Genomic DNA, 25,489 nt, shown 5'->3' on the forward strand with positions numbered 1-25,489 from the left:
TTCGAAGTTCAGCTCGGCAATGCTCAAGACCCTGGACGGCGCGCTGGCGCTGTTGACCCACTTCACCGTGCGCCAGCCCTGTTGGGGCGTGCGCGACCTGGCGCGCCACAGCGGCGTGCACCATGCCGTGGTGCACCGCGTTCTGGCGACGTTCGCCGCCAACGGCTTCCTGGTGCAGGACGCGCAGGGACGCTACGCGCTCGGGCTGCGCTGGTTCGAGCTGGGCCAGGTCACGCGCAAGACCTTCTCGCCGGCCGAGGTGGTGCAGCCCGCGCTCGAGGCGCTGGCGCGGGAATGCGGTGAAACCGTGTTCCTGTCGTGGCTGGACGGCGACCACGGCCTGTGCACGGACATCGCGCACAGCCAGCACCAGCTGCGCTTTTCGATCGAGGTGGGCCAACGCTTCGCCCTCGAGGCGGGCGCGCATGCCAAGGCCATGCTGGCGTTCCAGCCGGAGGCGTTCCGGCGCCGGCTTGGCGGCGACGCGCCCGGGCTGGAAGCGCGGCTGGCGCAGGTCCGCGCCGACGGCTGGGCCTACACCTGCGAGGAGTCCGCCGCCACGGTGGCCGGGCTGGCGCTGCCGCTGCATCACCGCGACACCCAGGCGGTGGTCGGGTCGCTGGCCATCGCCGGTCCGCTGCAGCGGCTGACGCCGGAGGCGGCGCCGCGCTGGCTGCAGGCGCTGCGCACGGCGCGCAGCACCATCGGCCCGGTGGCCGGTTTCATGCGCTGAGCGCGCGCCAGGCATCACACACAACAGACAAAACCAGACAACACTACGGGGAGCGGTGGAAGACATGACCATGCCAACACAACTGAACGCGCCGATGGCGGCGCCGCCCGCGACACGGACGCGCTTCATGGAGCCCTTGCTGCTGCTGGTCTCCGTGGCGCTGTCCGTGTTCGGCGCCATGATCGGGATGCAGCTGATCGTGTCGCTGGGGATCTCGGCCAACACCTCGATCATCGGCGCGCTGATCGCGATCGTGTTCTCGCGCATTCCGCTCGAGATCACGCGGCGCTTCCGCGTGCTCGAGCGCCAGAACCTGGTGCAGACCGCGATCTCGTCGGCCACCTTCGGCGCCGCCAACTCGCTGATGATCCCGATCGGCGTGCCGTATGCGATGGGCATGCCCGAGCTGGCCACGCCGATGCTGATCGGCGCGGTGATCGCCATGTTCGTCGACGGCGCGATGCTGTACTTCCTGTTCGGCAGCAAGATCTTCCCGGCCACCGGCACCTGGCCGGCCGGCATCGCCACCGCCGAGGCCATCTGGGCCGGCGACCGCGGCGGGCGCAAGGCGGCCTTCCTGGGACTGGGCATCGCCGTGGGCGTGGGCGGCGCATGGCTGGGCGTGCCGATGTCCGCGTTCGGCGCGGCCTTCCTGGGCAACCTGGCGGCACTGACCATGTTCGGCATCGGCCTGCTGGTGCGCGGCTATTCCGTGGCGCTGACCGGCATCGACATCGCCAAGGCCTATATCCCGCACGGGCTGATGATCGGCGCGGGCATCGTCGCGCTGTTCCAGGTGGCCCATGAAATCCGCCGCGCGCGCCACGCCCCGGCGGCCGACGCGCGCACCATCGAAGTTCCGGCCGCGCGCGCCAGCCGCATCCTGTCGGGCGGCTTCCTGGTCTACCTGGCGATCGCGCTGCTGATCTCGGTGCTGGCCGGCCATATCTCGGACATGTCGCTGGGCATGCTGGTGCTGTTCGTGCTGTACGCGGCCTTTGCCGCCTACGTGCACGAGCTGATCGTCGGCATCGCGGCGATGCATTCGGGCTGGTTCCCGGCCTTCGCGGTGGCGCTGATCACGCTGACCATCGGCATCCTGATCGGCTTCCCGCCCACGGCGCTGGCGGTGCTGGTGGGCTTTTCGGCCGCCACCGGCCCGGCCTTCGCCGACATGGGCTACGACCTCAAGACCGGCTACCTGCTGCGCGGCGAAGGCCGCGACATGGAGGCCGAGCTGGCCGGGCGCAGGCAGCAGTTCCTGGCCGCGATGATCGGCTTCGCGGTGGCCGCGGTGGTGGTGCTGGTGTTCCACGGCAGCTTCTTCGCGCAGGGCCTGATCCCGCCGGTGGACCGCGTCTACGCGGCCTCGATCAAGGCGGGCTCGTCGGCCGAGATCGCGCGCAACCTGATGATCTGGGCCGTTCCCGGCGCCCTGCTGCAGTGGCTCGGCGGCTCGAAGCGCCAGCTCGGCATCCTGCTCTCGACCGGCATGCTGATCGCCTCGCCGCTGGCCGGCTGGGCGGTGCTGGCGGGCCTTGCAATCCGCTTCGTGCTGCAGCGCCTGCGCGGCGACAAGCATGTGGCCGAGATGAGCGCCTTCGCCGGCGGCGTGATCGCGGGCGATGCGCTGTTCAGCTTCTTCGGTTCGGTCACCAAGCTGAAGAAGTAAGCCCTACCTGCGGGCGCACGCGCTGCGCCCCTCTGTCATTTCCCGAGACGTTCCATGGATATCCAGGCAATCCGCGCCGACACCCCGCTGACGGCTTCCACCATCTATCTCGATACCGCCGCCGCGTCGATTCCGCCCGACGCCGTGCTCGACGCCGTGCGCAGCTACCTGCTCGACACCGGCCATGTCGGCATCTACCTGCCGGCATTCCGCAAAGAGACCTATGCGCGCGTCGAAGCCGTGCGCGCCACGCTGGCCCGATGGCTGAACTGCGCGGCCGACGAGCTCGCCTTCACCAAGAACGCGACCGAGAGCATTTCGATCGTCGCGCGCGGCATCGCCTGGCAAGCCGGCGATGAAGTGCTGGTGGCCGACACCGAGATGCTGAGCAACCTGCTGCCGTGGCGCCGGCTCGAGCAATCGCACGGCATCGTGGTGAAGATGGTGGCCGCCGATGCCGAAGGCTTGCTGTCGGCCGAGGCATTTGCCGCGGCCATCACGCCGCGCACGCGCCTGCTGACGTTTTCGCACCTGCCCAATTCCACCGGCACGGTGCAGCCCGCCGCGCAGATCTGTGCGGTGGCGCGCCAGCACGGCGTGCTGGCGCTGGTCAACGGTGCGCAGAGCGTGGGCATGCTGCGCTCGGACGTGGCCGAGCTCGGCTGCGATTTCCTCGCCGGCTGCGGCCGCAAGGCGCTGCGCGCGACCGAGGGCTCCGGCTTCCTGTACGTGCGCCGCGAGCTGATCGCGCAGGTCGAGCCGATGCTGGTGGGCTGGTGGAACGGCGCCTATGACCGCGCCACCGGCGCACTGTCGCTGGTGCCGGGCGCGAAGCGCTTCGAAGCGGGCTGCCCGATCGTGCCGGCCATCCTGGGTCTTGGCACCGCCATCGACTACGCCGCCGCGATCGGCATCGACGCCATCGAAGCGCGTGTGCGCGACCTGACGGAATACGCGGTGGCGAAGCTGTCGTCGATCCCCGGCTTCGAGCTGTACGGCCCGGCCGACGTGGCCCAGCGCATCGGCATCGTGCCGTTCAACGTGCGCGGCGTCGACCCGGCCCGCATCGTCGCCGCGCTGGAAGCGCAGCAATGCATCATCGAAGCCGGCAGCTTCATGGCCGATTCGATCCTGGCGCGCTACGGCGTGTCGACCATGGCGCGCGTGTCGCTGCACTACTTCAACACGCATGACGAGATCGACCGCGTTGCCGCGCTGGTGCGCGCAGCGATCGCCTGACCTCACACCTGAACCGACGGAAAGCAAGACATGACCCAACGCATCCTCCTGATGAGCAGCTCGCGCAAGGACAACCTCGGCTATCTCGAGCACGCCGGCGAGCAACTCCACACGCTGCTGAAGCATGAGCCGCGCAAGGTGCTGTTCGTACCGTTCGCCGGCGTGACCTTCAGCTTCGATACCTACGAGGGCATGGTCAGGCCGGTGTTCGAAAAGCTGGGCTACGCGCTGGAATCGATCCATCACAGTGCCGATCCGCTGCGCGCCGTGCAGCAGGCCGAGGCCATCGCGGTCGGCGGCGGCAATACCTTCGCGCTGCTCAAGCGCCTGTATGACGCCGGCATCGTCGAGGCCATCCGCGCCAGGGTGCGCGCCGGCACGCCGTACGTGGGCTGGAGCGCCGGCAGCAACGTCGCCTGCCCGACCATCCGCACCACCAACGACATGCCGATCGTGCAGCCGCCGTCGCTGCGCGCACTGGGACTGGTGCCGTTCCAGATCAACCCGCACTTCATCAGCGGCAAGCCCGCCGGGCACAACGGCGAAAGCCGCGAAGAGCGGCTGGCGGAGTTCCTGCACATCAACGCGCCGGAACAGGTGTTTGCGCTGCCGGAAGGCTCGGCGCTGTATTCCGATGGCACCACCGGCCTGGTGCTGGGCGAGCGCAATGCGCTGTGGTTCCCTGCCGAGGGCAAGGTGGAGACGATGCGCGAGGGCGAGGCGTTCGCGTTATCGCAGATCACTGGGCCGGCGGGGATGGTGGACTGGCCGGGCTTTGAAGTCTGAGTGTTTTCTCCCCTCTCCCATTTATGGGAGAGGGGCGGGGGTGAGGGCGGGAGTCTCCACGAAGTGGCCCGTCGCGATGCTTGCCATGCGCCTGCCCTCACCCCCGGCCCCTCTCCCGCGAGCGGGAGAGGGGAGCACACACTCGCGATGGATCGTGAATCAGCAAGCGAGCCACATCGGGCCACCAAGCCCATAGCAACCAAACAAGAATCCGCCCGCGGGCTGCCCAGCGCAGCCCGCGAGGCCTCCCTTTTGCCTTCTGGAGGAGAAACCACAATGAGCCCAACCCTTCGCCATGCCGTGCGCCTGGTGTTTCCCGCGCTGGTGGCCCTGCCCGCCACCACCATGGCCCAGTCCGGCGTCACGCTGTACGGCGTCATCGATACCGCGCTGACATACCAGACCCACTCCAACCCCGCCGGCGACGCGCAGGTCGGCCTGCAACAGGGCGGCGAAGGCTTCCTGTCCGGCAGCCGCTTCGGCCTGAAGGGCGTCGAGGACCTGGGCGGCGGCGTAAAGGCGGGCTTCGTGCTGGAGAACGGGCTGCTGGCCGATACCGGCCGGCTCGACCAGCAAGGCCAGCTGTTCGGGCGCCAGGCGTACGTGAAGATCGGCAACCGCTGGGGCGAGCTGGCGCTGGGCCGGCAGTACACCACCGCCAACACCATGCTGTACTACGTCGATCCGCTTGGCGTGGGCGCGGCGCCGTCCAATGCGTGGATGGTCTACCTGACCGGCCAGCGCTACGACAACGCCGTCAGCTATACCGGCAATTTCGGCCCGGTGTCGGTGATCGCCGAATACGCGCTGGGCGAGACCGCGGGCAACACCCGCGCGATGTCATCGATGTCGTTTGGCGTCAGGTACGCGGCCGGGCCGATCACCGCGGTCGGCGACTTCCAGCAGACCCGCGACAGCCAGAGCCGCAACGCCAACATCTACCTGGCCGGCCTGAAGGCCGCGGTCGGCCGCGCCAGCCTGTTCGCCAACTACATCCACAGCGACCGCGACGCGGGCTTCGACTCGTCGAAGGGCGGCACCGATACGGCCACCATCACCAGCATGTCGACCGCGGCCACGCCGACCAACCGGGCGGCGATCAGCTCGGTGTTCGGCGGCAGCCGCCACGACGACTTCTTCACGCTGGGCGCGAGCTACGCCGTGACCGGCAACGTCACCCTGACCGGCAGCGTGATGCACAACCGCACCCGCGCCGACAACTTCAGCGGCAACCGAACCACCGCGTATGCCGTTGCCGACTATGCATTCAGCAAGCGCACCGACGCCTACCTGGCGCTGGCCTACGACCGCGTCCACGGCGACTGGTCGGGCCTGTTCGGCAACAACACCACCAGCTGGACCGGCGGCAGCGGCACGCCGCTGGACGGGCGCGACACCCAGACCACGGTGATGGTCGGCCTGCGCCACCAGTTCTGACCGATTTGTAGAACGCCCTGCCCGCACCGCGCGGCGGGGGCAAACTTTGGAGAAAGCCATGGCCCTGCAGCAGACGCTGGTCATTCACGAAGCCCTGGACAGCCCGCACGCCAACGGCGCGCTCGTCAGCGAACTGTTCGCGCCCTACGCCAACGCCGGCGTGTCGGTGCAAGTCACCACGGTCAACAACGCGCCGCCCGAGAACACGGCCAACACCACCGACTTCATCACCATCGTGATCCCGGGCAGCGCCGGCAAGCGCGGCGGCGGCACGGCGCCGACGCTGGGCGTGATCGGCCGCAACGGCGCCATCGGCGCGCGTCCGGAACTGGTGGGGCTGGTGTCCGATGCCGATGGCCCGATCGGCTGCCTGGCGGTGGCGCTGAAGCTGGCGCAGATGAAGGCGCGCGGCGACCACGTGGCGGGCGACGTGATCGTGACCACGCACCTGTCGACCAATGTCTCGATGGTGCCGCACGACCCGGTGCCGTTCATGGGCATGCCGGTGTCGTCCGACACCATGAACGACTACCAGGTGCTGCCGGAAATGGACGCGATCCTGTCGATCGATGCGTCCAAGGGCAACAGCATCGTCAAGCACCGCGGCTTTGCGATCTCGCCGACGGCGATGCAGGGCTATATCCTGCGCGTGGCGCCGGACCTGGTGGCGGCCATGGAGTCGACCACCGGCTGCCCGGCGGTGACCTTCCCGATCTCGCTGCAGGACATCACGCCGTACCACAACGGCCTGTACCACTTCAACAGCATCATGCAGCCGCACGTGGCCACGCAGGCGCCGGTGGTGGGCGTGGCGGTGACGGCGCAGTCGGTGGTGTCGGGCAGCGCGACCTCGGCCAACCACGAGATCGACATCGCCGAGGCGGTGCGCTTCTGCGTCGAAGTGTCCAAGCGCTTCGGCGCCGGCAAGTGCCAGTTCTTCAATGCTGCCGAATGGCAGAAGATCCGCGCGATCTACCCCGACCTGTCGGTGTTCCAGAGCGCCGGCCAGCGCTGAGGGCCGGGGCTCAGCGTCCCGTCGCCTGGCCCGTGCCGGGATGGGTGACGGCGGGCGGCACGGTGGCGCCGTGCCGCCGCTTCCATTCGTCGAAGCCGCCGGCCAGCGCCCAGGTCCTGGGATAGCCGGCCACGCGCAGGCGTTCGGCCAGCAGCGCCGCGGACATCTCGTTCGGGCAGGCGCAATAGACCACGATGTCGGCTTCGGCGGGCGCCACGCCGAGCGCGTCGAGGCTGTCGAGCGCGCCCTGCATGTCGAGCACCATCGAGCCGGGAATGCGCTCCATCGGCACGTCGCCATGGGCGCGCACGTCGATCACGACCGGCAGCGCGCCGGCCAGCCGCCGCGATTCCAGCTCATCCACGCTCATGCGCGGCACTCGCTTCGTGATGCGCAGCAGCCGCAGGCGGCGCCACGAGCGCCAGGCCAGGAATACCAGGAAGGCCCCCACCACCGCCACCAGCGCCATATGGCCGTAGGTGCTGAAGCCCTCAAGAATGGCATCGATGAAGTCGCTGAACACCACGCCGATCAGCAGCCCGCTGCCGGCCCACACCAGCGCGCCGATCGCGTCGTAGAACAGGAATACCGGCAGCGGCGTGCCAGTCATGCCGGCCATCGCGGTCGACAGCGCGCCGGCGCCCGGCAGCAGCTTGGCGACCACCAGCGAGCGCGGCCCCACGCGCAGGTACAGCGACTGGGTCTGGCGGATGCAGGAATCGGGCGAGATCGAGACCTTGCAGATGGTGCGCAGCATCGGCTGCCCCAGCCGGCGCCCGGCGAAGTACCAGCCGGTGTCGGCAATCAGGCAGGCGACGATGACCGCGGCCAGCACCGCGCCGATCGACGGCCCGGTCTCCTGCACGCCCAGCGCGCCGGCGACGAACAGCATCGGATAGGCCGGCACCGGCAGGCCGGCCTGCTCGACCAGTACGTTCAGGAACACCAGCATCAGCCCGTGGTTTTCCAGCAAGGCCTGTAACTCTCCCACCGCTCTCCCCCTTTGGTCCAGGACGCCAGTGTGCCAGCGCCGGGATGCCCGTGGCGCGCCAGCTTTGCATGGTCGGTTCAAATTCGCTGAGTGGATCAGGCGTCATGCGAATTACGTTGTCCGACAACATGGTGCTGTGCCGCCTGCGCCGTACCGTGGGCCACCGACCGTACGACGCACCCAACGTGATGTCATGCACCCGCCGCTCATGCTATCCCTTCTTGCTCTGATGCGTAGAAGGCGTTCCGCTCCCGGCTCCCGGTTAACCCGGGGAACGTCCGTCCCCTATTGCCATCCCAATTTTCTTGTCGTACGATGACTGATAACTCGACTGACCTGCCACGCCGCAGCCAGCCGCTTCTGCCACCCCGGGCCACCGGCCCGCCCTGGATTGCCGCAATGCTCGCACCCAACGAACTCAAGCAAATCGTCTCCGAAGGCCTGCTGTCCTTCCCCATCACCGACTTCGACGCCCAGGGCGACTTCGCGCCGAAGTCCTACGCCGCGCGCCTCGAATGGCTGGCCCCCTACGGCGCCACGGCCCTGTTCGCGGCAGGCGGCACTGGCGAATTCTTTTCGCTGACGCCGCAGGACTACTCGGCCGTGGTCGACACCGCGGTGCGCACCTGCGCCGGCAAGGTGCCGATCCTGGCCGGCGCCGGCGGCCCGACCCGCACCGCCATCGCCTACGCGCAGGAAGCCCAGCGTCTTGGCGCCGCGGGCGTGCTGCTGCTGCCGCACTACCTGACCGAAGCCAGCCAGGACGGCATTGCCGCCCACGTGGAAGAAGTCTGCAAGGCGGTCGATATCGGCGTGATCGTCTACAACCGCGCCAATTCGAAGCTCAACGCCGACCAGCTGGCCCGCCTGGCCGCGCGCTGCCCCAACCTGATCGGCTTCAAGGACGGCGTGGGCGACATCGAAGCCATGGTCAGCATCCGCCGCAAGCTGGGCGACCGCTTCTCCTACCTGGGCGGCCTGCCCACCGCCGAGGTCTATGCCGCGGCCTACAAAGCGCTGGGCGTGCCGGTGTATTCGTCGGCGGTGTTCAACTTCATCCCGAAGACGGCGATGGACTTCTACCGTGCCATCGCCGCGGACGACCACGACACCGTGGGCCGCCTGATCGACGACTTCTTCCTGCCCTACCTGGCCATCCGCAACCGCAAGGCCGGCTATGCGGTCAGCATCGTCAAGGCGGGCGCGCGCCTGGTGGGCCGCGACGGCGGTCCCGTGCGCGCGCCGCTGACGGACCTGACCGGCGAGGAAATGGAGATGCTGGGCGCGCTGATCAACAAGCTCGGACCGCAGTAACCCGGCACGCGGATGGCCAGCGCGCCGTCCCCGCCTCGCATTCCGACCAGCCGGCCGTGGGGCGCATGCCCTCCGGCCGGCTTCCCGTTCCAAACGCTGACAAGGATTCCTTCCATGCAAATCACCGGCGACATGCTGATCGGCGCGCAAGCCGTGCGCGGCACCGAAGCGACGCTGCAGGCGATCAACCCCGCCACCGGCGCGGCGATCGGCCCTGACTTCCACGGTGGCGGTGAGGCCGAGGTCGAGCGCGCCTGCGCGCTGGCCGAAGCCGCCTTCGACACGTACCGCAACACCACGCCCGAACAGCGCGCGGCCTTCCTTGAAGCCATCGCGGCGGGCATCGAGGCGCTGGGCGACACGCTGATCGAGCGCGCCCACCTGGAAAGCGCGCTGCCGATCGCGCGCCTGCAAGGCGAGCGCGGCCGCACCGCCGGCCAGCTGCGCCTGTTCGCCACCGTGCTGCGCGAGGGCCGCTGGCAGCAAGCCACCTTCGACCCCGCGCTGCCCGAGCGCACCCCGCCGCGGCCGGACCTGCGCATGCAGCGCATCGCCATCGGCCCGGTTGCGGTGTTTGGCGCCAGCAACTTCCCGCTGGCCTTTTCCGTGGCCGGCGGCGACACCGCCGCGGCGCTGGCCGCGGGCTGCCCGGTGGTGGTCAAGGCGCACCCGGCACACCTGGGCACCTCCGAGCTGGTCGGGCGCGCAATCCAGCAAGCGGTGCGCGACGCCGGCCTGCCCGAGGGCGTGTTCTCGCTGCTGGTGGGCGCGGGCAATGCCATCGGCACCGCGCTGGTGTCGCATCCGGCGATCCAGGCGGTCGGCTTCACCGGCTCGCGCGCCGGCGGCATGGCGCTGATGCGCGCCGCCAACGCGCGCCCGCAGCCGATCCCGGTGTATGCCGAGATGAGCAGCATCAACCCCGTGTTCCTGCTGCCCGCCGCGCTCGCCGCGCGCGGCGAGGAGATCGGCCGCCAGCTGGTCGAGTCACTGGTGCTCGGGGTCGGCCAGTTCTGCACCAACCCCGGACTGGTGCTCGGCATCGAAGGCCCGGCGCTGGACAAGTTCCGCGCGGCGGCACTGGGCGCGCTGCAAGGCAAGCCTGCCGCCACCATGCTGACGCCCGGCATCCATGCCGCGTATCAGCAGGGCGTGGCCCAGCTGGCATCGCTCGACGGCTTGCAGCGCATCGGCAATGGCGTGGACGCCAGCGGCACCAACCAGGCCCGGCCGGAGATGTTCGAAACCACCGCCGCGCAGTTCCTGGCTGACCACCGCATGCAGGCCGAGGTGTTCGGCCCATCGACGGTGCTGGTGGTGTGCCGCGATATGGAGGAGATGCTGACCGTGGCGCGCCAGCTCGAAGGCCAGCTGACCGCAACGATGCAGCTCGACGACGCCGACCACGCGGCGGCGCAGCGCCTGCTGCCGGTGCTGGAACGCAAGGCCGGGCGCGTGCTGTGCAACGGCTATCCCACCGGCGTCGAGGTGGCGTACGCGATGGTGCACGGCGGGCCGTTCCCGGCGACGTCCGATGTGCGTACGACTTCGGTGGGCGCTACGGCGATCGACCGGTTCCTGCGGCCGGTTTGCTACCAGAACCTGCCGCAGGGGCTGATGCCGGCGGCGCTGCGGAAATAACAAGAGCCATTGAGACGTGCCCCGCCTGGTGCGGGGCTTTTTGCTTTTGGCCACGCCTCCTCTAGGCCCCCGCAAAAAAACGGCCCGCATTCCCCATGCGAGCCATCCCTTGCCAACACCTGCCCCTCAAGCCTCCAGCTTGATCCCCGCCTGCTTCACCACCCCCGCCCAGCGTGTTTGCTCGGCAACAAAGAACTTGCCGGTTTCCCCCGGCGTCATCGTCACCACTTCGGCGCCCTGCGCCACCAGCTGGGCGCGCAAGTCAGGGGCGCGGATGATGCGGATCAGTTCGGCGCTGATGCGCGCCACCATCGCATCGGGCATGCTGGCCGGGGCCATCACGCCCTGCCAGGTGCCCGACTCGAAGTTCGGCACGCCCTGCTCGGCGATGGTCGGCACGTTCTGCAGCAGCGGCATGCGCGTGCGCTTGGACTGTGCGATCAGCTTGAGCTTGCCCGACTGCACATGCGGCAGCGTGGCGAGCATGCCGTTCATCAGCACCTGGGCGCTGCCGCCGACGGTGTCGGCAATGGCTTGCGAGCCGCCCTTGTAGGGCACGTACTGCCACTTGGCGCCGGTGGCCTGCTCCACCGCCACGCCGGCCAGGTGCGGCGCGCTGCCGATGGCGGTCACGGCGAAATTGAGCTGGCTGCGCTGCGACAGCGCCACCAGTTCCTTCACGCTGGTCACCTGCACCGACGGATGCACCACCAGCAGGTGCGGCGAATACGCCAGCATCGACACCGGCTTCAGGTCCTTGGCGATATTGAAGGTCAGCTTGGTGTAGACCGACGGGCTGATCGCCAGCGCGCCGATATCGCACAGCAGCAGCGTGTGGTTGTCGGTCGCCTGAGCGACCAGTGCCGCGCCGACGTTGCCGTTGGCGCCGGGGCGGTTGTCGACCACCACCGACTGGCCCAGCGCCTCGCCCAGCTGCTTGCTGATCAGGCGCGCGATGATGTCCGACGAGCCGCCGGCGGTGTACGGCACCACCAGGCGGATCGGGCGGGTGGGCCAGTCCGCGGCGTGCGCGGCCGACGACAGGCCGGCGAGCGGCCCCGCGGCGAGCCCGGCGGCCAGGGCGGAGGATTGCTTGAGGAAGTTGCGGCGTCCGTAAGTCATGCTGTGGTCTCCAGTCGAGGGCGCGCGCCGGCGCGGCACGATGCACGTGCAGGGCCGGCGCGGTCGGTGCTTTGGTATTGGGTTTTATGGGGCGGTTTTCAGTCCAGCGCGATCTTGCCCTTCTCGATCACGGTCTTCCAGCGCTGCAGCTCCTGCGCCTCGAACTGGTTGAACTGCTCGGGGGTGTTGGCCACCACCTCGAAGCCGCTCTCGGACAGCTTCTGGCGCATCTTGGGGTCGTTCAGCGACGACACCAGCGCGCCGTGCAGGCGGCTCTTGATCTCCGGCGGCAGGCCGCGCGGCGCGGCCACGCCCTGCCACGAGTAGACCTCGACATCCTTGATGCCGGCCTCGGCCATGGTGGGCACATTGGGCAGCACCGGCGAGCGCTTGTCGGAAGTCACCGCCATCGCCTTGAGCTTGCCGGCACGGATGTGCTGCAGCACCGCGTTGACGTTCTGGAACGACACGTCCACCTGTCCGGCCAGCAGGTCCGAGATGGCCGGGCCACCGCCCTTGTAGGGCACGTGCAGGCCGTCGGTGGCGCTCTTCTGCCAGAACAGCGCCGCGGTCAGGTGGTCGGACGAACCGGCGCCGGACGAGGCAAAGCTGACCTTGCCCGGGTTCTTCTTCATGTATGCCACCAGTTCCGCCAGCGTGTTGGCCGGGAACTGCGGGTTGGCCACCAGCACGTTGGGCGCGCGCACCGCCACGGTCAGCAGGTCGAAGTCCTTGGCCGGGTCATAGGCCAGGTTCTTCTGCAGGAACGGATTGACCGCATAGACGCCGATCGACGCCACCATCATGGTGTAGCCGTCGGCCGGCGCGCGCTTGACGTAGGTGGCGCCGATGGCGCCGGTCGCGCCGGGGCGGTTGTCGATCACGAATGGCTGGCCCAGCTTCTCGTTGAGCGGCACCGTCAGCATGCGCGCGATGGCATCGCTGGAGCCGCCCGGCGGGAACGGCACCACCACCGATACCGGACGTTGCGGCCAGTCCTGCGCCGCGGCGCCGGCCGGGCCGATGAAGGTCAGCGCCGCGACCGCGGCGACCGAGCCGAGCGCAACGGCGCGCAGCCAGTGAGGCAGGCGCGGCGCGCCCTGGCGTTGGAATGTGGTCATGGTGTCTCCTGCACTGTTTTTGATGAGAGAGGCCTGCCGCCGCGGGATGGATGAGGGGCAATGGCCGTTGGCGTCGTCGCCGGTGGCGCGTCAGCGCACCATGCACGGCGCCTTGTTGTTGAACTGCCAGCCCGGGATCAGGAACTGCATCGCCGCGGCATCGTCGCGCGCGCCCAGGCCCTTGCGCTGGTACAGCTCGTGCGCGCGCGCCAGCGCATCCGGGTCGAGCTCGACGCCCAGCCCCGGGGTCTTGGGCACCTGCACCAGCCCGCCTTCGATCTGCAGCGGGTTGCGGGTCAGGTGTTCGCCGTCCTGCCAGATCCAGTGGGTGTCGATCGCGGTGACGCGTCCCGGCGCGGCCGCCGCCACGTGCGTGAACATCGCCAGCGAGATATCGAAGTGGTTGTTCGAATGCGAGCCCCAGGTCAGGCCCCATTCGGCGCACATCTGGGCCACCCGCACCGAGCCCTGCATGGTCCAGAAATGCGGGTCGGCCAGCGGGATGTCGACCGACTGCAGCCGCACCGCATGCCCCATCTGGCGCCAGTCGGTGGCGATCATGTTGGTGGCGGTGGGCAGGCCGGTGGCGGTGCGGAACTCGGCCATGATCTCGCGGCCCGAGTAGCCGTCTTCGGCGCCACACGGATCTTCGGCATAGGCCAGCACGCCGCGCTTGTCGCGGCACAGGCGCACGGCGTCCGCCAGCGACCAGGCGCCGTTGGGATCGAGCGTGATGCGCGCCCTGGGGAAGCGCTCGGCCAGCGCCAGGATCGCTTCCATCTCTTCGTCGCCGCGCAGCACGCCGCCCTTGAGCTTGAAGTCATTGAAGCCGTAGCGCTCATACGCCGCTTCGGCCAGGCGCACCACGGCCTCGGGCGTCATCGCCGCTTCATTGCGCAGGCGGAACCACGCGTTGTCCGCGTCCGGCTCGGTGCGGTAGTCCAGCGTGGTGCGCTGGCGCTCGCCGATATAGAACAGGTACCCCAGCATCTCCACCGCGTCGCGCTGCTGGCCTTCGCCCAGCAGCGCGGCCACCGGCACCTCCAGGTGCTGGCCGAGCAGGTCGAGCAGCGCCGCCTCCAGGGCCGTGACGGCGTGGATGGTGATGCGCAGGTCGAAGGTCTGCAGGCCGCGGCCACCGGCGTCGCGGCCGGCAAAGGCGGCACGCACGCGGTTCAGCATGGCCTGGTACTGGCCGATGGGCTGGCCCACCAGCAGCGGGCGCGCGTCTTCCAGGGTCTGGCGGATGCCTTCGCCGCCCGGCACTTCGCCGACGCCGGTATGGCCGGCGCTGTCGCGCACGATCACGATATTGCGCGTGAAGTACGGGCCATGGGCGCCGGACAGGTTCATCAGCATGCTGTCATGCCCGGCAACGGGCACCACGGTCAGTTCGGTCACGACCGGGGTATGGGCGGACGCCATGGAGGCGGCGGTAGGGGTCATCTCGGCAAGGTCTCCGGCTGGCCCCGGGCGTACGATCCTTCACCCGGGCCTTGTGTTGCGTATGTTATCTGTCATCGTATGACTGATAACCCAGTATAATGAGGCATTCTCGGGCCGGTCAAGTCCGGGAAAGCCCGCCCGTATCCCTGAATTCGTACGTAGCTGCCATGCCGAACGCCCAGCCTCTCGCGCCGACCCCGAGTTCCGCCCCGACCCCGTTGCGCCGCCGCGGCCGCACGCTTGCCGAAGAAGTCGTACAAGCCCTTGGCGAGGAGATCCGCCAGGGCCAGCTCAAGCCCGGCGACAAGCTACCCACCGAATCCGAGATCATGGCCACCATGGGCGTGAGCCGCACCGTGGTGCGCGAAGCGCTGTCGCGGCTACAGGCCAGCGGCCTGGTGGAGACGCGCCACGGCATCGGCACCTTCGTGCTGGAACGCCCGGCCGAAGCGCCGTCGCCATTCCGGATCGGGCCGGACACGCTGGGCACGGCCATGGATGTGATGGCGATGCTGGAATTCCGCGTCAGCGTGGAAGCCGAGGCGGCCGGCCTGGCGGCCGCGCGCCGCACCGAGGCGCAACTTGCGGCGATGCGCCAGGCGCTGGACGAGCTCAAGCACGGCGCCGGCGAGGGCAATGACGCGGTAGAGAGCGACTTCGCCTTCCACCTGGCCATCGCGCGCGCCACCGGCAACCGCTATTTCACCGACATCATGGGTCACCTGGGCACCATGGTGATCCCGCGCAGCCGGCTGCAGGTCAGCACCCCCGAGCGCGTGCAGTACCTGGAGCGGGTCAGCATCGAGCACGAGAACATCTACGACGCGATCGAGCGCCGCGACCCCGACGCCGCCAAGGCCGCCATGCGCATGCACCTGACCAACAGCCGCGAGCGGCTGCGCAAGGCGTCCGGCTCGGCCGGCCCGCAAGGCTGAGGCGGGACGCGCGTGCGGCGGGCATGCGCCGGCAAGTCATACGATGTCTAATGAATAGTGACGGCGGCGCCCGCCGCTAAGGCGTCAACCGGCAGCGGCGCGCGAAGTCGACCAGTTCGACCAGCGACGACACCTGCAGCTTGTTCATGATGCGGGCCTTGTAGCTGCTGACGGTCTTGTTGCTGATAAAGAGGCTTTCGCTGATGGCCTTGTACGACATGCCGCGCGCCAGCATCTGCAGCACCACCAGTTCCTTGTCGGACAGCCGCCGCAGCATCTCGTCGTCGGCCGACATCGACTGGCGCGGCGCGCCGCCGCGGCCCAGCACCGGGAACACGGTATAGCCCGCCAGCACGGCCTCGACCGCGCGCAGGATTTCCTTGATGTCCTGGGTCTTGCTGACGAAGCCCTGCGCGCCCGCCTGCCACGAACGGCTGACGAACACGGCCGGGTCCAGCGCCGTCACCACCAGGATGCGCACCTGCGGATGGATCGCGCGCAGGCGCGGCGCCACGTCGAGCCCGCTCGAGCGCGGGATGTCGAGGTCGAGCAGCACCAGGTCCGGCATGCGTGCGCGCACCATTTCGATGGCGCATTGCCCGTTGTCCGCCTCGATCACCTCGTCGACGCCAAGCAGTTGCGACAGATGGTGCCGAAGCACCAACCGCATCGCCGGATGGTCGTCAACGATCAGGATGGTTGTCATGCGCGGGGTCCAGGTTCTAGGCAGGCATCGGCGGAGGCAACATCCCGATGCTGGAACGGGCTGGCAGGAACGGCGCATGCCGGTGCGCGATGCCACGCCAGTATAGGGAGCCGCAGGCGCGCACAGGATGGGAGGAATCCGCTTCGGTTGCAGCGAAAATCCTAGGCCCGCCTCAGACGCGCGGGACCGTGCGCGGGCCGCCCCGAAGCGCGTGTCCCTGCCCGCGGCAGGGGCAACGGGGAGCGGCCAGTGGTGCTACTCTATTCGGGCGTGTTTCATCCATGGAGAACACTGTGCCCCGCAAGACCCCCATCGAGCGCTACCGCAATATCGGCATCAGCGCGCATATCGACGCCGGCAAGACCACGACGACCGAGCGCATCCTGTTCTACACGGGCGTCAACCACAAGCTTGGCGAAGTGCACGATGGCGCGGCCACCATGGACTGGATGGAGCAGGAGCAGGAGCGCGGCATCACCATCACCTCGGCCGCCACTACCGCCTTCTGGAAAGGCATGGCCGGCAATTATCCCGAGCACCGCATCAACATCATCGATACGCCGGGGCACGTCGACTTCACCATCGAAGTCGAGCGCTCCATGCGCGTGCTGGACGGTGCCTGCATGGTCTACGATGCCGTCGGCGGGGTGCAGCCGCAATCCGAAACCGTCTGGCGCCAGGCCAACAAGTACGCGGTGCCGCGCATCGCGTTCGTCAACAAGATGGACCGCATCGGCGCCGACTTCTTCCGCGTGCAGACGCAGATTGCCGAGCGCCTGCGCGGCCGCGCCGTGCCGATCCAGATTCCGCTGGGCGCCGAGGACCACTTCCAGGGCGTGGTCGACCTGGTCAAGATGAAGGCCATCGTCTGGGACGAGGCCAGCCAGGGCGTGCGCTTCGAGTACCAGGACATCCCCGCAGACCTGCTCGCCACCGCGCAGGAATGGCGCGACAAGATGGTCGAGGCCGCCGCCGAGGCCGACGAGGCGCTGCTGAACCAGTACCTGTCGGGCGAGCCGCTGACCGAGGACCAGATCAAGCAGGGCCTGCGCAAGCGCACCATCGCCAACGAGATCGTGCCGATGCTGTGCGGCAGCGCCTTCAAGAACAAGGGCGTGCAGAGCATGCTCGACGCGGTGATCGACTACCTGCCGTCGCCCGCCGACGTGCCCGCCATCCTGGGCCACACCGAGGACGACCGCGAGGCCGAGCGCCACCCCAGCGACGACGAGCCGTTCGCCGCGCTGGCGTTCAAGATCATGACCGACCCCTTTGTCGGCCAGCTGATCTTCTTCCGCGTGTATTCCGGCGTGGTCAGTTCGGGCGACAGCGTCTACAACCCGCTCAAGGGCAAGCGCGAGCGCCTGGGGCGCATCCTGCAGATGCACGCCAACGTGCGCCAGGAGATCAAGGAAGTGCGCGCCGGCGACATCGCCGCGGCGGTGGGCCTGAAGGAGGCCACCACCGGCGACACGCTGTGCGACCCCGACAAGGTCATCATCCTGGAGCGCATGAGCTTTCCCGAGCCGGTGATCTCGCAGGCGGTGGAGCCGAAGACCAAGGCCGACCAGGAGAAGATGGGCATCGCGCTGAACCGGCTGGCGCAGGAAGACCCGTCGTTCCGCGTGACCACGGACGAAGAGTCCGGGCAGACCATCATCTCCGGCATGGGCGAGCTGCACCTGGAAATCCTGGTCGACCGCATGCGGCGCGAATTCGGCGTCGAAGCCTCGGTCGGCAAGCCGCAGGTGGCGTACCGCGAGACCATCCGCCACGCCGCGCGCGACGTCGAGGGCAAGTTCATCAAGCAGTCGGGCGGGCGCGGCCAGTACGGCCACGTGGTGCTGAACCTGGAGCCGATGCCGCATGGCGGCGGCTACGAGTTCGTCGATGCGATCAAGGGCGGCGTGGTGCCGCGCGAGTTCATCCCCGCGGTGGACAAGGGCATCCGCGAGACCATGCAGTCGGGCGTGCTGGCGGGGTACCCGGTGGTCGACATCAAGGCCACGCTGGTATTCGGCTCTTACCACGACGTCGACTCGAACGAAAACGCGTTCCGCATGGCCGGCTCGATGGCGTTCAAGGAAGGCATGCGCCGCGCCCGGCCGACGCTGCTGGAGCCGATGATGGCGGTCGAGGTGGAGACGCCCGAGGAATTCACCGGCAACGTGATGGGCGATCTGTCGTCGCGCCGCGGCATGGTGCACGGCATGGAAGACATCGCCGGCGGCGGTGGCAAGATCGTACGCGCCGAAGTGCCGCTGGCGACCATGTTCGGCTACTCCACCACGCTGCGCTCGCTGACACAGGGACGCGCGACCTTCACCATGGAGTTCAAGCACTACGCCGAGGCCCCGGCCAATGTGGCGGAAGCGGTGATCTCGGCGAAGCGGGTGGGCTGAGGCGTCCGCCCCCGGCCGGTGTGTGGCGACCGAGTTCGTTGACGCGCCGGCCCTCTCCTCCACCCCTCTCCCGCATGCGGTAGAGGGGGCACGCCAGCGGCCTGATCAGGCCAGCAACCAGCGCCGGACGAAGCACTTTTCAAGGGCGCTGACCCAGTGCGGGTAAACTACGCCCGGTTCGCCGCGCCGGGGACGACCCGGCATGCGCCTTCCAAGCCCGATCGGCCATTGCCGAAAAACGCTTGCCGAAGCGGGCGCCGGCGAACCCGCTCCATGGCCTTCGGGCCGCTCCCGTGGCGCCGGCAAGCGGCGCTGCCCAAGGCTTGCCCGGCAATACTGCCGGCATTCGCCGACCCTCCAGGCATCGTCGCCCGCTTCGACCCTCGCCCGGGCCACGCATCCGTTGCGCCAGGCCCGATGACGACCCGCGTGCCCCCGCGCGGGACTGGAACCCGCAGGCCATCGGCCTGACGGATCCGCTCCGGCACGCTACCGCGCCGTCCGGATCCGGCCCTCCGGAGGACCCTCCATGAAGAAGACAGCCAGCCACTGGCTGCCGGCGGCCGGGCTGTTGCCCGTCGCTGCCCTTATCACTGCCCTCACCGCGGGGCGCGCCCATGCGCAGCCGGGCGTCACCGTCTATGGCATCGTCAGCACGGCCGTGCGCTACACCTCGAACCTCGACGGCCATCACCACGACCAGGCGGCGCTGGTCTCCGGCGGCATGGTCGGCAGCCGCTTCGGCCTGAAGGGCGACGAAGACCTGGGCGGCGGCCAGCACGCCATCTTCCAGCTCGAGGCCGGCATCGGCAGCGACGACGGCCGCGCCAGCTACCAGGCGCTGTTTGGCCGCCAGGCCTATGCCGGCCTGGCCGGCGACTGGGGCAGCCTGACCTTCGGCCGCCAGTACAACGCCCTGAACAATATCGGCTGGGCCTTCAATCCGCTGGACCAGGGCTGGGGCAACTTCTGGTCCGATCCGATCTACCTGGGCGGCGACATCTTCTTTCAGGACTATCGCATCGACCACAGCGTGGTCTACAAGAAGAGCGCCGGCCCGCTGACGCTGCAACTGGACTACGGCGCCGGCGGGCAAGCCGGCAGCCTGGCGCGCGGCGCCACGCTGGGCGGCGGGTTGATGCTGCAGCAGGGCGCGCTGGCGCTGGGCGCGGCCTATGACCAGCGCCGCAGCGCCGACGGCGGCAGCACGGTACGCAACTACGCCGTGGGCGGCTCCTACGCAGCCGGCAAGGCCACCTTCTACGTGGGCCACATGGGCCGGCGCGAATCGGCGCGAAATCCGGCCGTGGGCGGCGCGCGCTTCAACATCGCCTTCGCCGGGCTGGGCTACCAGCTCACGCCCGCGCTGCATGTATCCGGCGCCTATTACCGCTACTGGCAGCGCGGCCACGTGACCACGCAGTTCCTGCAGGTGCCGGTGCTGCTGGGCAGCGGCAACGCCGACAGCGTCGCGGTGGTGGCCGACTACGCCCTGTCCCGGCGCACCAGCCTGTACCTGGAAGCCGACGTGGTGCGCGCGCGCGGCGGCGCGGTCGGCCGCGAGACCGAGTACTGGGCTGGCACGCCCGCCACCGACGTGGCGCGCAGCACGCGCGTGGGCGTGATGCTTGGCATGCGGCACCACTTCTGAAGCGGCTGCCGAATGCCGCGCGGCGTCCGTGCGGATGCGTTGTTTTTGCAAGCCACGCGAAAGAATTACCTCCGCGGGGGGTGCCAACGGGCGCGCAGCGGGGCGATCCACGTGGAAACCACGGCAAAGCGGCGCAGGCATGGTCATTGCGCACGCCAAGCATTCCACCGTCTCGCGACAAGGAGCACAGCATGCAAACGCAACCTCCCAGCAGTCAAGGCGCAGCCATCGTCGGTTCCGGCGTGGGCGAAGGCCCGGGCCCGGAAGTGATGGCGGCTTCCAGCCTGGATGGCACCAAGGCCTATTCGTCCGATGGCGAACATGTCGGCAAGATCTCCGAGATCATGCTGGACGTGCCGCACGGGCGCATTGCCTATGCGGTGCTGACCACCGGCGGCTTCCTCGGCATGGGTGACACGCTGCACGCCATTCCGTGGAACGCGCTGGTCATGGATACCGACGAAAAGTGCTTCCGGATCGCCGTGACGGCGGACCGGATCAAGTCCGCGCCGGGCTTCAACAAGGACAGCTGGCCGAGCATGGCCGACCCGCAGTGGGGCAAGTCGCTGCACGAATACTACGGGCGCGACCCGTACTGGGTCTCTCCGCCGCTGTAAGCCCACAGTAAGCCCGCGGCAGGCTGATCGCAGCACGCTGCGAACCAGGGCCGCGAGTGCGCCGCGACAGGCGCCTCGCGGCCCGCTTGCATTGCACGGCAAGGCTAGGCACAGTCTGCCAAGACGCGCGGGCCGGACGCCGGGGCCGGCGTGCCCGAGAGACCACCATGAGGACACCCGCCGCCAGCATGACGCCCCTGCCATCTCCGCCGACCCTGGCCGAAACCGCAACCGCCGGCGCCAGCGCAGCGCCCGTCCCGCCCGGCGACATGCCCGGCTTTCTCTCCGGCGGTGGCGAGATGGGCGCGCTGATGCGCGGCTTCGACTGGGACTCGACCCCGCTCGGGCCCCCGCAAGGCTGGCCGAACAGCCTCAAGACCGCGATCCGCATCATGCTGACCTCGCGCCAGCCGATCTGGATCGGCTGGGGCGACGCCCTGCACTTCTTCTACAACGACGCCTACAAATCGATCATCGGCGGCAAGCACCCCGGCGCGCTCGGCCAGCCCACCTCCGTGGTGTGGCGCGAGATCTGGCCCGAGATCGGCCCCCTGCTGGCCACTGCCATGACCGGCAGCGAAGGCACCTTCGTCGAGCAGAAGCTGCTGATCATGGAGCGCAACGGCTACCCGGAGGAAACCTACTACACCTTCTCTTACAGCCCGGTGCCGGACGACCACGGCGGCACCGGCGGCATCATCTGCGCCAACAGCGACGACACGGAGCGCGTGCTGGCCGAGCGCCAGCTGAACGTGCTGCGCGACGTGGCGGCAACGGCCAGCGAGGCGCGCGCCTGGCGCGACGCGTGCGGGCGCGCCATGGCGGCGCTGTCGTCGGACCCGCGCGACATCGTGTTCGCGCTGCTGTACATTGCCGAGCCCGGCGCACGCGCGCTGCAGCGCGCCGGCGCCATCGGCATCGGCGTCGATAGCGGCCACCCGGGCGCGCCCGCGCAGATCGCGCTGGACGCGCACTGGCCGTGGCCGGTGGCCGAAGTCCTGGCGCAGCAGCAGCCGGTGCTGCTCGACGGCCTGGCGGAGCGCTTCGCCGTACCGCTGCCGGGCGGTGCCTGGGGCGTGCCGCCGTCGCGCGCGGCCGTGATCGAGGTGGCGCCGTCGGGCAGCGCGTCGCATCGCGGCGTGCTGGTGGTCGGCCTGAATCCGTTCCGCCTGTTCGACGAGCGCTACCGCAGCTTCCTGACGCTGGCGGCGGGGCAGATCGGCGCCGCCATGCATTCGGCTCTGGCCTATGAGGCGGAGCGCAAGCGCGCCGAGGCGCTGGCCGAAATCGACCGCGCCAAGACCGCGTTCTTCTCCAATATCAGCCACGAGTTCCGCACGCCGCTGACGCTGATGCTGGGCCCGCTGGAAGAACTGGTGCGCCGCGCCGGTTCCGGCGAGGACCGCGCCATGCTGGAGATGACGCATCGCAACGGGCTGCGCCTGCTCAAGCTGGTCAATGCGCTGCTGGACTTCTCGCGCATCGAGTCCGGCCGCGTGACGATGCGGCGCCAGCCCACCGACGTGGCCGCGCTGACGGCGGACCTGGCCTCGCTGTTCCGCGCCAGCGTGGAAGCGGCCGGCATCACGCTGCGGGTCGACTGCCCGCCGCTGTGCCCGCCGCTGGCGCACGCCGTGGCGGTGGACCGCGACATGTGGGAGACCATCGTGCTGAACCTGGTCTCCAACGCCTTCAAGTTCACCTTCGCCGGCACCATCACCGTGGCGGTCGCGCCGCAGGGCGACGACGCCGTAGCGCTGACCGTGCGCGACACCGGCATCGGCATCCCGGCGGCGGAACTGCCGCGCATCTTCGAGCGCTTTCATCGCGTCGAAGGCGCCCAGGGCCGCAGCATCGAAGGCAGCGGCATCGGGCTGGCGCTGGTGCAGGAACTGGTGCGGCTGCATGGCGGCACCATCGACGTGCAGAGCACCCCCGGCGAGGGCACCTGTTTTACCGTGCGCCTGCCGGCCGGCGCCGACGTAGCCATGGATGCGGCCACTGAGGTGGCTGCGGAGGCCGACGCCGCGCCGCCGGCCAGCAGCGTGCAGGCGCGCGCCTATGTCGAGACCGCGCTGCGCTGGCCGCAGGTACAGATGCCGCCGGCAACGACCGTGGCAGCGGATGAGCTTCCGTTGTCCGCCCCGCAAGGCGCGGCCGACGCCGCAGCCGGCGAGGCGGCGCATGGCAGCGCCCTGGTGCTGGTGGTGGACGACAACGACGACCTGCGCGACTACATGCGCCGCCTGCTGGGCGCCGCCGGCCATCGCGTCGCCGTGGCCGCCGACGGCGAGGCCGCGCTGGCGCTGGCGCGCGCGCACGCGCCGGCACTGGTGGTGTCGGACGTGATGATGCCGCGCCTGGACGGCTTTGGCCTGGTGCGCGCGCTGCGCGCCGATGCCGCGCTGAGCGACACGCCGGTGCTGCTGCTGTCCGCCCGCGCCGGCGAGGAGGCGCGCGTCAGCGGCCTGGGCAGCGGCGCCGACGACTACCTGGTCAAGCCCTTCTCCGCGCGGGAATTGCTGGCGCGCGTGGCCAGCAATCTGCGCCTCTCCGAACTGCGCCGGGCCACCGAGCGCCGCCTGCAGGAACTCAACGCCTCGCTGGAGCGCCGCGTCGCGCAGGCCGTGGCCAACCATGACCGGCTGTGGGAGCTGAGCGAAGACCTGCTGATCGTGGCGCGCTTCGATGGCTGCCTGCAGCGGGTCAGTCCGGCGTGGACGCGCACGCTCGGCCACGCGCCGCAGCAGGTGCTGGGACGCGCGTATCTATCGTTTATCTACCCTGACGACCTGGCCGGCGCGAGTGCGCAGCTGGACGCCCTGCGCCACGATGGCGTGCCGGTGCGCTTTGAATGCCGGCAGCAGCGCGCCGACGGCGCACTGCGCTGGCTGGCCTGGACGCTGTCGGTCGATCCGGCCAACGGCCATGTCCATGGCGTCGGCCGCGATGTCACCGGCGACCGCGAAGCGCAGGCCGCGCTGCGCCACGCCGACGAGGCCCTGCGCACGGCGCAGAAGATGGAGGCGATCGGCAACCTGACCGGCGGCGTCGCGCATGATTTCAACAACCTGCTGCAGGTGATCGGCGGCAACCTGCAGTTGCTGACGCGCGACCTCGCCGGCGATGACCGCGCCGGGCCGCGCCTGCGCAACGCGCTGGCCGGGGTCGCGCGCGGCGCCAAGCTGGCATCGCAGCTGCTGGCGTTCGGGCGGCGCCAGCCACTGGCGCCGCGGGTGGTCAACCTGGGCCGGCTGGTGCGCACGCTGGACGACATGCTGCGCCGGGCGCTGGGCGACGGCATCGAGGTCGAAACCGTGGTCGCGCCCGACCTTTGGAACACGCTGGTCGACCCCTTCCAGGTCGAGAATGCGCTGCTGAACCTGGCGATCAACGCGCGCGACGCCATGCAAGGGCACGGGCGCCTGACCATCGCGGCGCGCAATGCGCGGCCGGGCGAAGCCACCAACGAAACCGCCAACGAAGCCGCGCCAGCCGCGCCGATGCAGTATGTGCTGCTGTCGGTCACCGACACCGGCGTGGGCATGGCGCCCGAGGTGCAGGAACGCGTGTTCGAGCCCTTCTTCACCACCAAGCCCGAGGGCCAGGGCACCGGCCTGGGGCTGAGCATGGTGTATGGCTTTATCCGCCAGTCCGACGGACACGTGAAGATCGCCAGCGAGCCCGGGCGCGGCACCACGGTCACGCTGCTCCTGCCGCGCGTGCTTGAGGACGAAGACCCGGATATCGAACTGGACGCAGGCCCGGCGCGCGGCGGCAGCGAGACCGTGCTGGTGGTGGAAGACGACGAGGACGTGCGCGCCACCGTGGTCGAGATGCTCGCCAGCCTGGGCTACCACGTGCTGCGCGCGCGCGACGCGCACAGCGCGCTGGCCATCGTCGAGCGTGGCGTGCCGGTGGACCTGCTGTTCAGCGACGTGGTGATGCCCGGCCCCCTGCGCAGCACGGAGCTGGCGCGCAAGCTGCGCGAACGGATGCCGGACGTGGGCGTGCTGTTCACCTCGGGCTATGCCGACAGCGTCATCGTGCATGACGGACGCCTCGATGCCGGCATCGAACTGCTCAGCAAGCCCTACACGCATGAGGCGCTGGCACGCAAGGTGCGCCATGTGCTGGCAAATCGCAGCCAGCGCGCCGCGACGGCCGCGGCGGGCCAGCACCCGGCGCCAGTCGGCCACGCGCCGGACGTCGCGCCGCTGCGCGTGCTGTGCGTCGACGACGACGCGCTGGTACGCGCCGGCACCGCGGAAGTGCTGCGTGCCTATGGCGTGCACGCGCTGGAAGCGGACAGTGAGAGCGCGGCGCTCGCCGTGCTGGCCGGCAACGCGGTCGACGTGCTGCTGACCGACGTCGCCCTGGCCGGGGATTCCGGCGTGGACCTGGCGCTGGCAGCACGCTCGCGCCATCCGGGGCTGGGCGTGGTGTTCGCCACCGGCTACGCGCTGGAGTTGACGCCGGCACAGCGCGCCACGCTGGGCGCGGTGGCGGTGCTGCGCAAGCCCTATCCGCCGCAGACGCTGCTCGAAGTCCTGCGCGATGTCGTCGCCGAGATCCGGGGCGATGCCGCGCGGGCCGAAGCGCCCGGCCGGCCACAACCGGCAAGCTGAGCACGCCGCGGCGCGAGCGTCAGGCGCCGCGGC

At 69.6% G+C, this 25,489-nt stretch carries 18 protein-coding genes; 13 read left to right on the forward strand and 5 right to left on the reverse strand.

Annotation, left to right across the window (positions count from 1 at the left end; translation table 11 throughout):
* Window positions 1–19 precede the first annotated feature (19 nt).
* From AC3FMM_RS20000 to AC3FMM_RS20025, 6 genes are all read left to right on the forward strand, one after another.
* A complete protein-coding gene (locus tag AC3FMM_RS20000; protein ID WP_115711910.1) occupies window positions 20–733 on the forward strand; it encodes an IclR family transcriptional regulator in 714 nt (237 codons plus the stop codon).
* Between the two features lie 64 nt (window positions 734–797).
* Window positions 798–2,405 carry an OPT/YSL family transporter gene (locus AC3FMM_RS20005; protein WP_116313672.1) on the forward strand — a complete coding sequence of 536 codons (1,608 nt, stop codon included), beginning with the start codon at window positions 798–800 and terminating at the stop codon, window positions 2,403–2,405.
* Between the two features lie 54 nt (window positions 2,406–2,459).
* Entirely contained in the window at window positions 2,460–3,644 is a 1,185-nt protein-coding gene (locus AC3FMM_RS20010) for an aminotransferase class V-fold PLP-dependent enzyme (protein ID WP_414249236.1), read from the forward strand.
* A 30-nt stretch (window positions 3,645–3,674) separates the two neighbouring features.
* Window positions 3,675–4,430, forward strand: a complete 756-nt coding sequence (gene pepE, locus AC3FMM_RS20015; protein WP_488687349.1) for a dipeptidase PepE — start codon at window positions 3,675–3,677, stop codon at window positions 4,428–4,430.
* 276 nt (window positions 4,431–4,706) lie between these two features.
* A complete protein-coding gene (locus tag AC3FMM_RS20020) occupies window positions 4,707–5,867 on the forward strand; it encodes a porin (RefSeq protein ID WP_115711906.1) in 1,161 nt (386 codons plus the stop codon).
* Window positions 5,868–5,925: 58 nt separating this feature from the next.
* Window positions 5,926–6,882: a DUF1177 domain-containing protein gene (locus AC3FMM_RS20025; protein ID WP_116313676.1), complete on the forward strand. Its 957-nt coding sequence runs from the start codon at window positions 5,926–5,928 to the stop codon at window positions 6,880–6,882.
* Between the two features lie 10 nt (window positions 6,883–6,892).
* Here AC3FMM_RS20025 and AC3FMM_RS20030 read toward each other — a convergent pair whose 3' ends face one another.
* Window positions 6,893–7,873 carry a DedA family protein/thiosulfate sulfurtransferase GlpE gene (locus AC3FMM_RS20030; protein WP_115682168.1) on the reverse strand — a complete coding sequence of 327 codons (981 nt, stop codon included), beginning with the start codon at window positions 7,871–7,873 and terminating at the stop codon, window positions 6,893–6,895.
* A gap of 399 nt (window positions 7,874–8,272) precedes the next feature.
* Between AC3FMM_RS20030 and kdgD the strand changes: the two genes are divergently transcribed.
* Window positions 8,273–9,187: a 5-dehydro-4-deoxyglucarate dehydratase gene (gene kdgD, locus AC3FMM_RS20035; protein ID WP_111520918.1), complete on the forward strand. Its 915-nt coding sequence runs from the start codon at window positions 8,273–8,275 to the stop codon at window positions 9,185–9,187.
* A 114-nt stretch (window positions 9,188–9,301) separates the two neighbouring features.
* Entirely contained in the window at window positions 9,302–10,828 is a 1,527-nt protein-coding gene (locus AC3FMM_RS20040) for an aldehyde dehydrogenase (NADP(+)) (RefSeq protein WP_116313677.1), read from the forward strand.
* Between the two features lie 126 nt (window positions 10,829–10,954).
* Here the strand turns inward: AC3FMM_RS20040 and AC3FMM_RS20045 are convergent, their stop codons facing one another.
* From AC3FMM_RS20045 to gudD, 3 genes are all read right to left on the reverse strand, one after another.
* Window positions 10,955–11,950 (reverse strand): Bug family tripartite tricarboxylate transporter substrate binding protein, encoded by a 996-nt coding sequence (locus AC3FMM_RS20045; RefSeq protein ID WP_115682166.1) that lies wholly within the window; start codon window positions 11,948–11,950, stop codon window positions 10,955–10,957.
* Between the two features lie 98 nt (window positions 11,951–12,048).
* Entirely contained in the window at window positions 12,049–13,071 is a 1,023-nt protein-coding gene (locus AC3FMM_RS20050; protein WP_326346251.1) for a Bug family tripartite tricarboxylate transporter substrate binding protein, read from the reverse strand.
* Between the two features lie 90 nt (window positions 13,072–13,161).
* Entirely contained in the window at window positions 13,162–14,517 is a 1,356-nt protein-coding gene (gene gudD, locus AC3FMM_RS20055) for a glucarate dehydratase (protein ID WP_488687350.1), read from the reverse strand.
* A gap of 167 nt (window positions 14,518–14,684) precedes the next feature.
* Here gudD and AC3FMM_RS20060 point away from each other — a divergent pair, with 167 nt between their 5' ends.
* On the forward strand, window positions 14,685–15,452 hold the full coding sequence (locus AC3FMM_RS20060; RefSeq protein ID WP_115682163.1) for a FadR/GntR family transcriptional regulator: 768 nt from the start codon (window positions 14,685–14,687) through the stop codon (window positions 15,450–15,452).
* A gap of 76 nt (window positions 15,453–15,528) precedes the next feature.
* Here the strand turns inward: AC3FMM_RS20060 and AC3FMM_RS20065 are convergent, their stop codons facing one another.
* Window positions 15,529–16,158, reverse strand: a complete 630-nt coding sequence (locus AC3FMM_RS20065; RefSeq protein ID WP_026164172.1) for a response regulator transcription factor — start codon at window positions 16,156–16,158, stop codon at window positions 15,529–15,531.
* A gap of 293 nt (window positions 16,159–16,451) precedes the next feature.
* On the opposite strand from AC3FMM_RS20065, the gene fusA reads away from it, so the two are divergent.
* The 4 genes from fusA (at window position 16,452) to AC3FMM_RS20085 (ending at window position 25,456) form a co-directional block, all read left to right on the forward strand.
* A complete protein-coding gene (fusA, locus tag AC3FMM_RS20070; protein WP_116313678.1) occupies window positions 16,452–18,560 on the forward strand; it encodes an elongation factor G in 2,109 nt (702 codons plus the stop codon).
* A gap of 529 nt (window positions 18,561–19,089) precedes the next feature.
* Window positions 19,090–20,211: a porin gene (locus tag AC3FMM_RS20075; RefSeq protein WP_488687351.1), complete on the forward strand. Its 1,122-nt coding sequence runs from the start codon at window positions 19,090–19,092 to the stop codon at window positions 20,209–20,211.
* Between the two features lie 191 nt (window positions 20,212–20,402).
* Window positions 20,403–20,828 (forward strand): PRC-barrel domain-containing protein, encoded by a 426-nt coding sequence (locus AC3FMM_RS20080; RefSeq protein WP_062804057.1) that lies wholly within the window; start codon window positions 20,403–20,405, stop codon window positions 20,826–20,828.
* Window positions 20,829–20,995: 167 nt separating this feature from the next.
* Entirely contained in the window at window positions 20,996–25,456 is a 4,461-nt protein-coding gene (locus AC3FMM_RS20085; protein ID WP_488687352.1) for a response regulator, read from the forward strand.
* The last annotated feature ends 33 nt before the right edge of the window (window positions 25,457–25,489 follow it).

The organism is Cupriavidus sp. 207A1 (assembly GCF_057798955.1).

What these genes read in the sequence shown, in the direction of transcription:
- AC3FMM_RS20000 (WP_115711910.1), top strand. Translation starts at nt 20, where the DNA reads ATGCTCAAGACCCTGGACGGCGCGCTGGCGCTGTTGACCCACTTCACC.
- AC3FMM_RS20005 (WP_116313672.1), top strand. Translation starts at nt 798, where the DNA reads ATGACCATGCCAACACAACTGAACGCGCCGATGGCGGCGCCGCCCGCG.
- AC3FMM_RS20010 (WP_414249236.1), top strand. Translation starts at nt 2,460, where the DNA reads ATGGATATCCAGGCAATCCGCGCCGACACCCCGCTGACGGCTTCCACC.
- pepE (WP_488687349.1), top strand. Translation starts at nt 3,675, where the DNA reads ATGACCCAACGCATCCTCCTGATGAGCAGCTCGCGCAAGGACAACCTC.
- AC3FMM_RS20020 (WP_115711906.1), top strand. Translation starts at nt 4,707, where the DNA reads ATGAGCCCAACCCTTCGCCATGCCGTGCGCCTGGTGTTTCCCGCGCTG.
- AC3FMM_RS20025 (WP_116313676.1), top strand. Translation starts at nt 5,926, where the DNA reads ATGGCCCTGCAGCAGACGCTGGTCATTCACGAAGCCCTGGACAGCCCG.
- kdgD (WP_111520918.1), top strand. Translation starts at nt 8,273, where the DNA reads ATGCTCGCACCCAACGAACTCAAGCAAATCGTCTCCGAAGGCCTGCTG.
- AC3FMM_RS20040 (WP_116313677.1), top strand. Translation starts at nt 9,302, where the DNA reads ATGCAAATCACCGGCGACATGCTGATCGGCGCGCAAGCCGTGCGCGGC.
- AC3FMM_RS20045 (WP_115682166.1), bottom strand. Translation starts at nt 11,950, where the DNA reads ATGACTTACGGACGCCGCAACTTCCTCAAGCAATCCTCCGCCCTGGCC.
- AC3FMM_RS20050 (WP_326346251.1), bottom strand. Translation starts at nt 13,071, where the DNA reads ATGACCACATTCCAACGCCAGGGCGCGCCGCGCCTGCCTCACTGGCTG.
- gudD (WP_488687350.1), bottom strand. Translation starts at nt 14,517, where the DNA reads ATGACCCCTACCGCCGCCTCCATGGCGTCCGCCCATACCCCGGTCGTG.
- AC3FMM_RS20060 (WP_115682163.1), top strand. Translation starts at nt 14,685, where the DNA reads ATGCCGAACGCCCAGCCTCTCGCGCCGACCCCGAGTTCCGCCCCGACC.
- AC3FMM_RS20065 (WP_026164172.1), bottom strand. Translation starts at nt 16,158, where the DNA reads ATGACAACCATCCTGATCGTTGACGACCATCCGGCGATGCGGTTGGTG.
- AC3FMM_RS20075 (WP_488687351.1), top strand. Translation starts at nt 19,090, where the DNA reads ATGAAGAAGACAGCCAGCCACTGGCTGCCGGCGGCCGGGCTGTTGCCC.
- AC3FMM_RS20080 (WP_062804057.1), top strand. Translation starts at nt 20,403, where the DNA reads ATGCAAACGCAACCTCCCAGCAGTCAAGGCGCAGCCATCGTCGGTTCC.
- AC3FMM_RS20085 (WP_488687352.1), top strand. Translation starts at nt 20,996, where the DNA reads ATGAGGACACCCGCCGCCAGCATGACGCCCCTGCCATCTCCGCCGACC.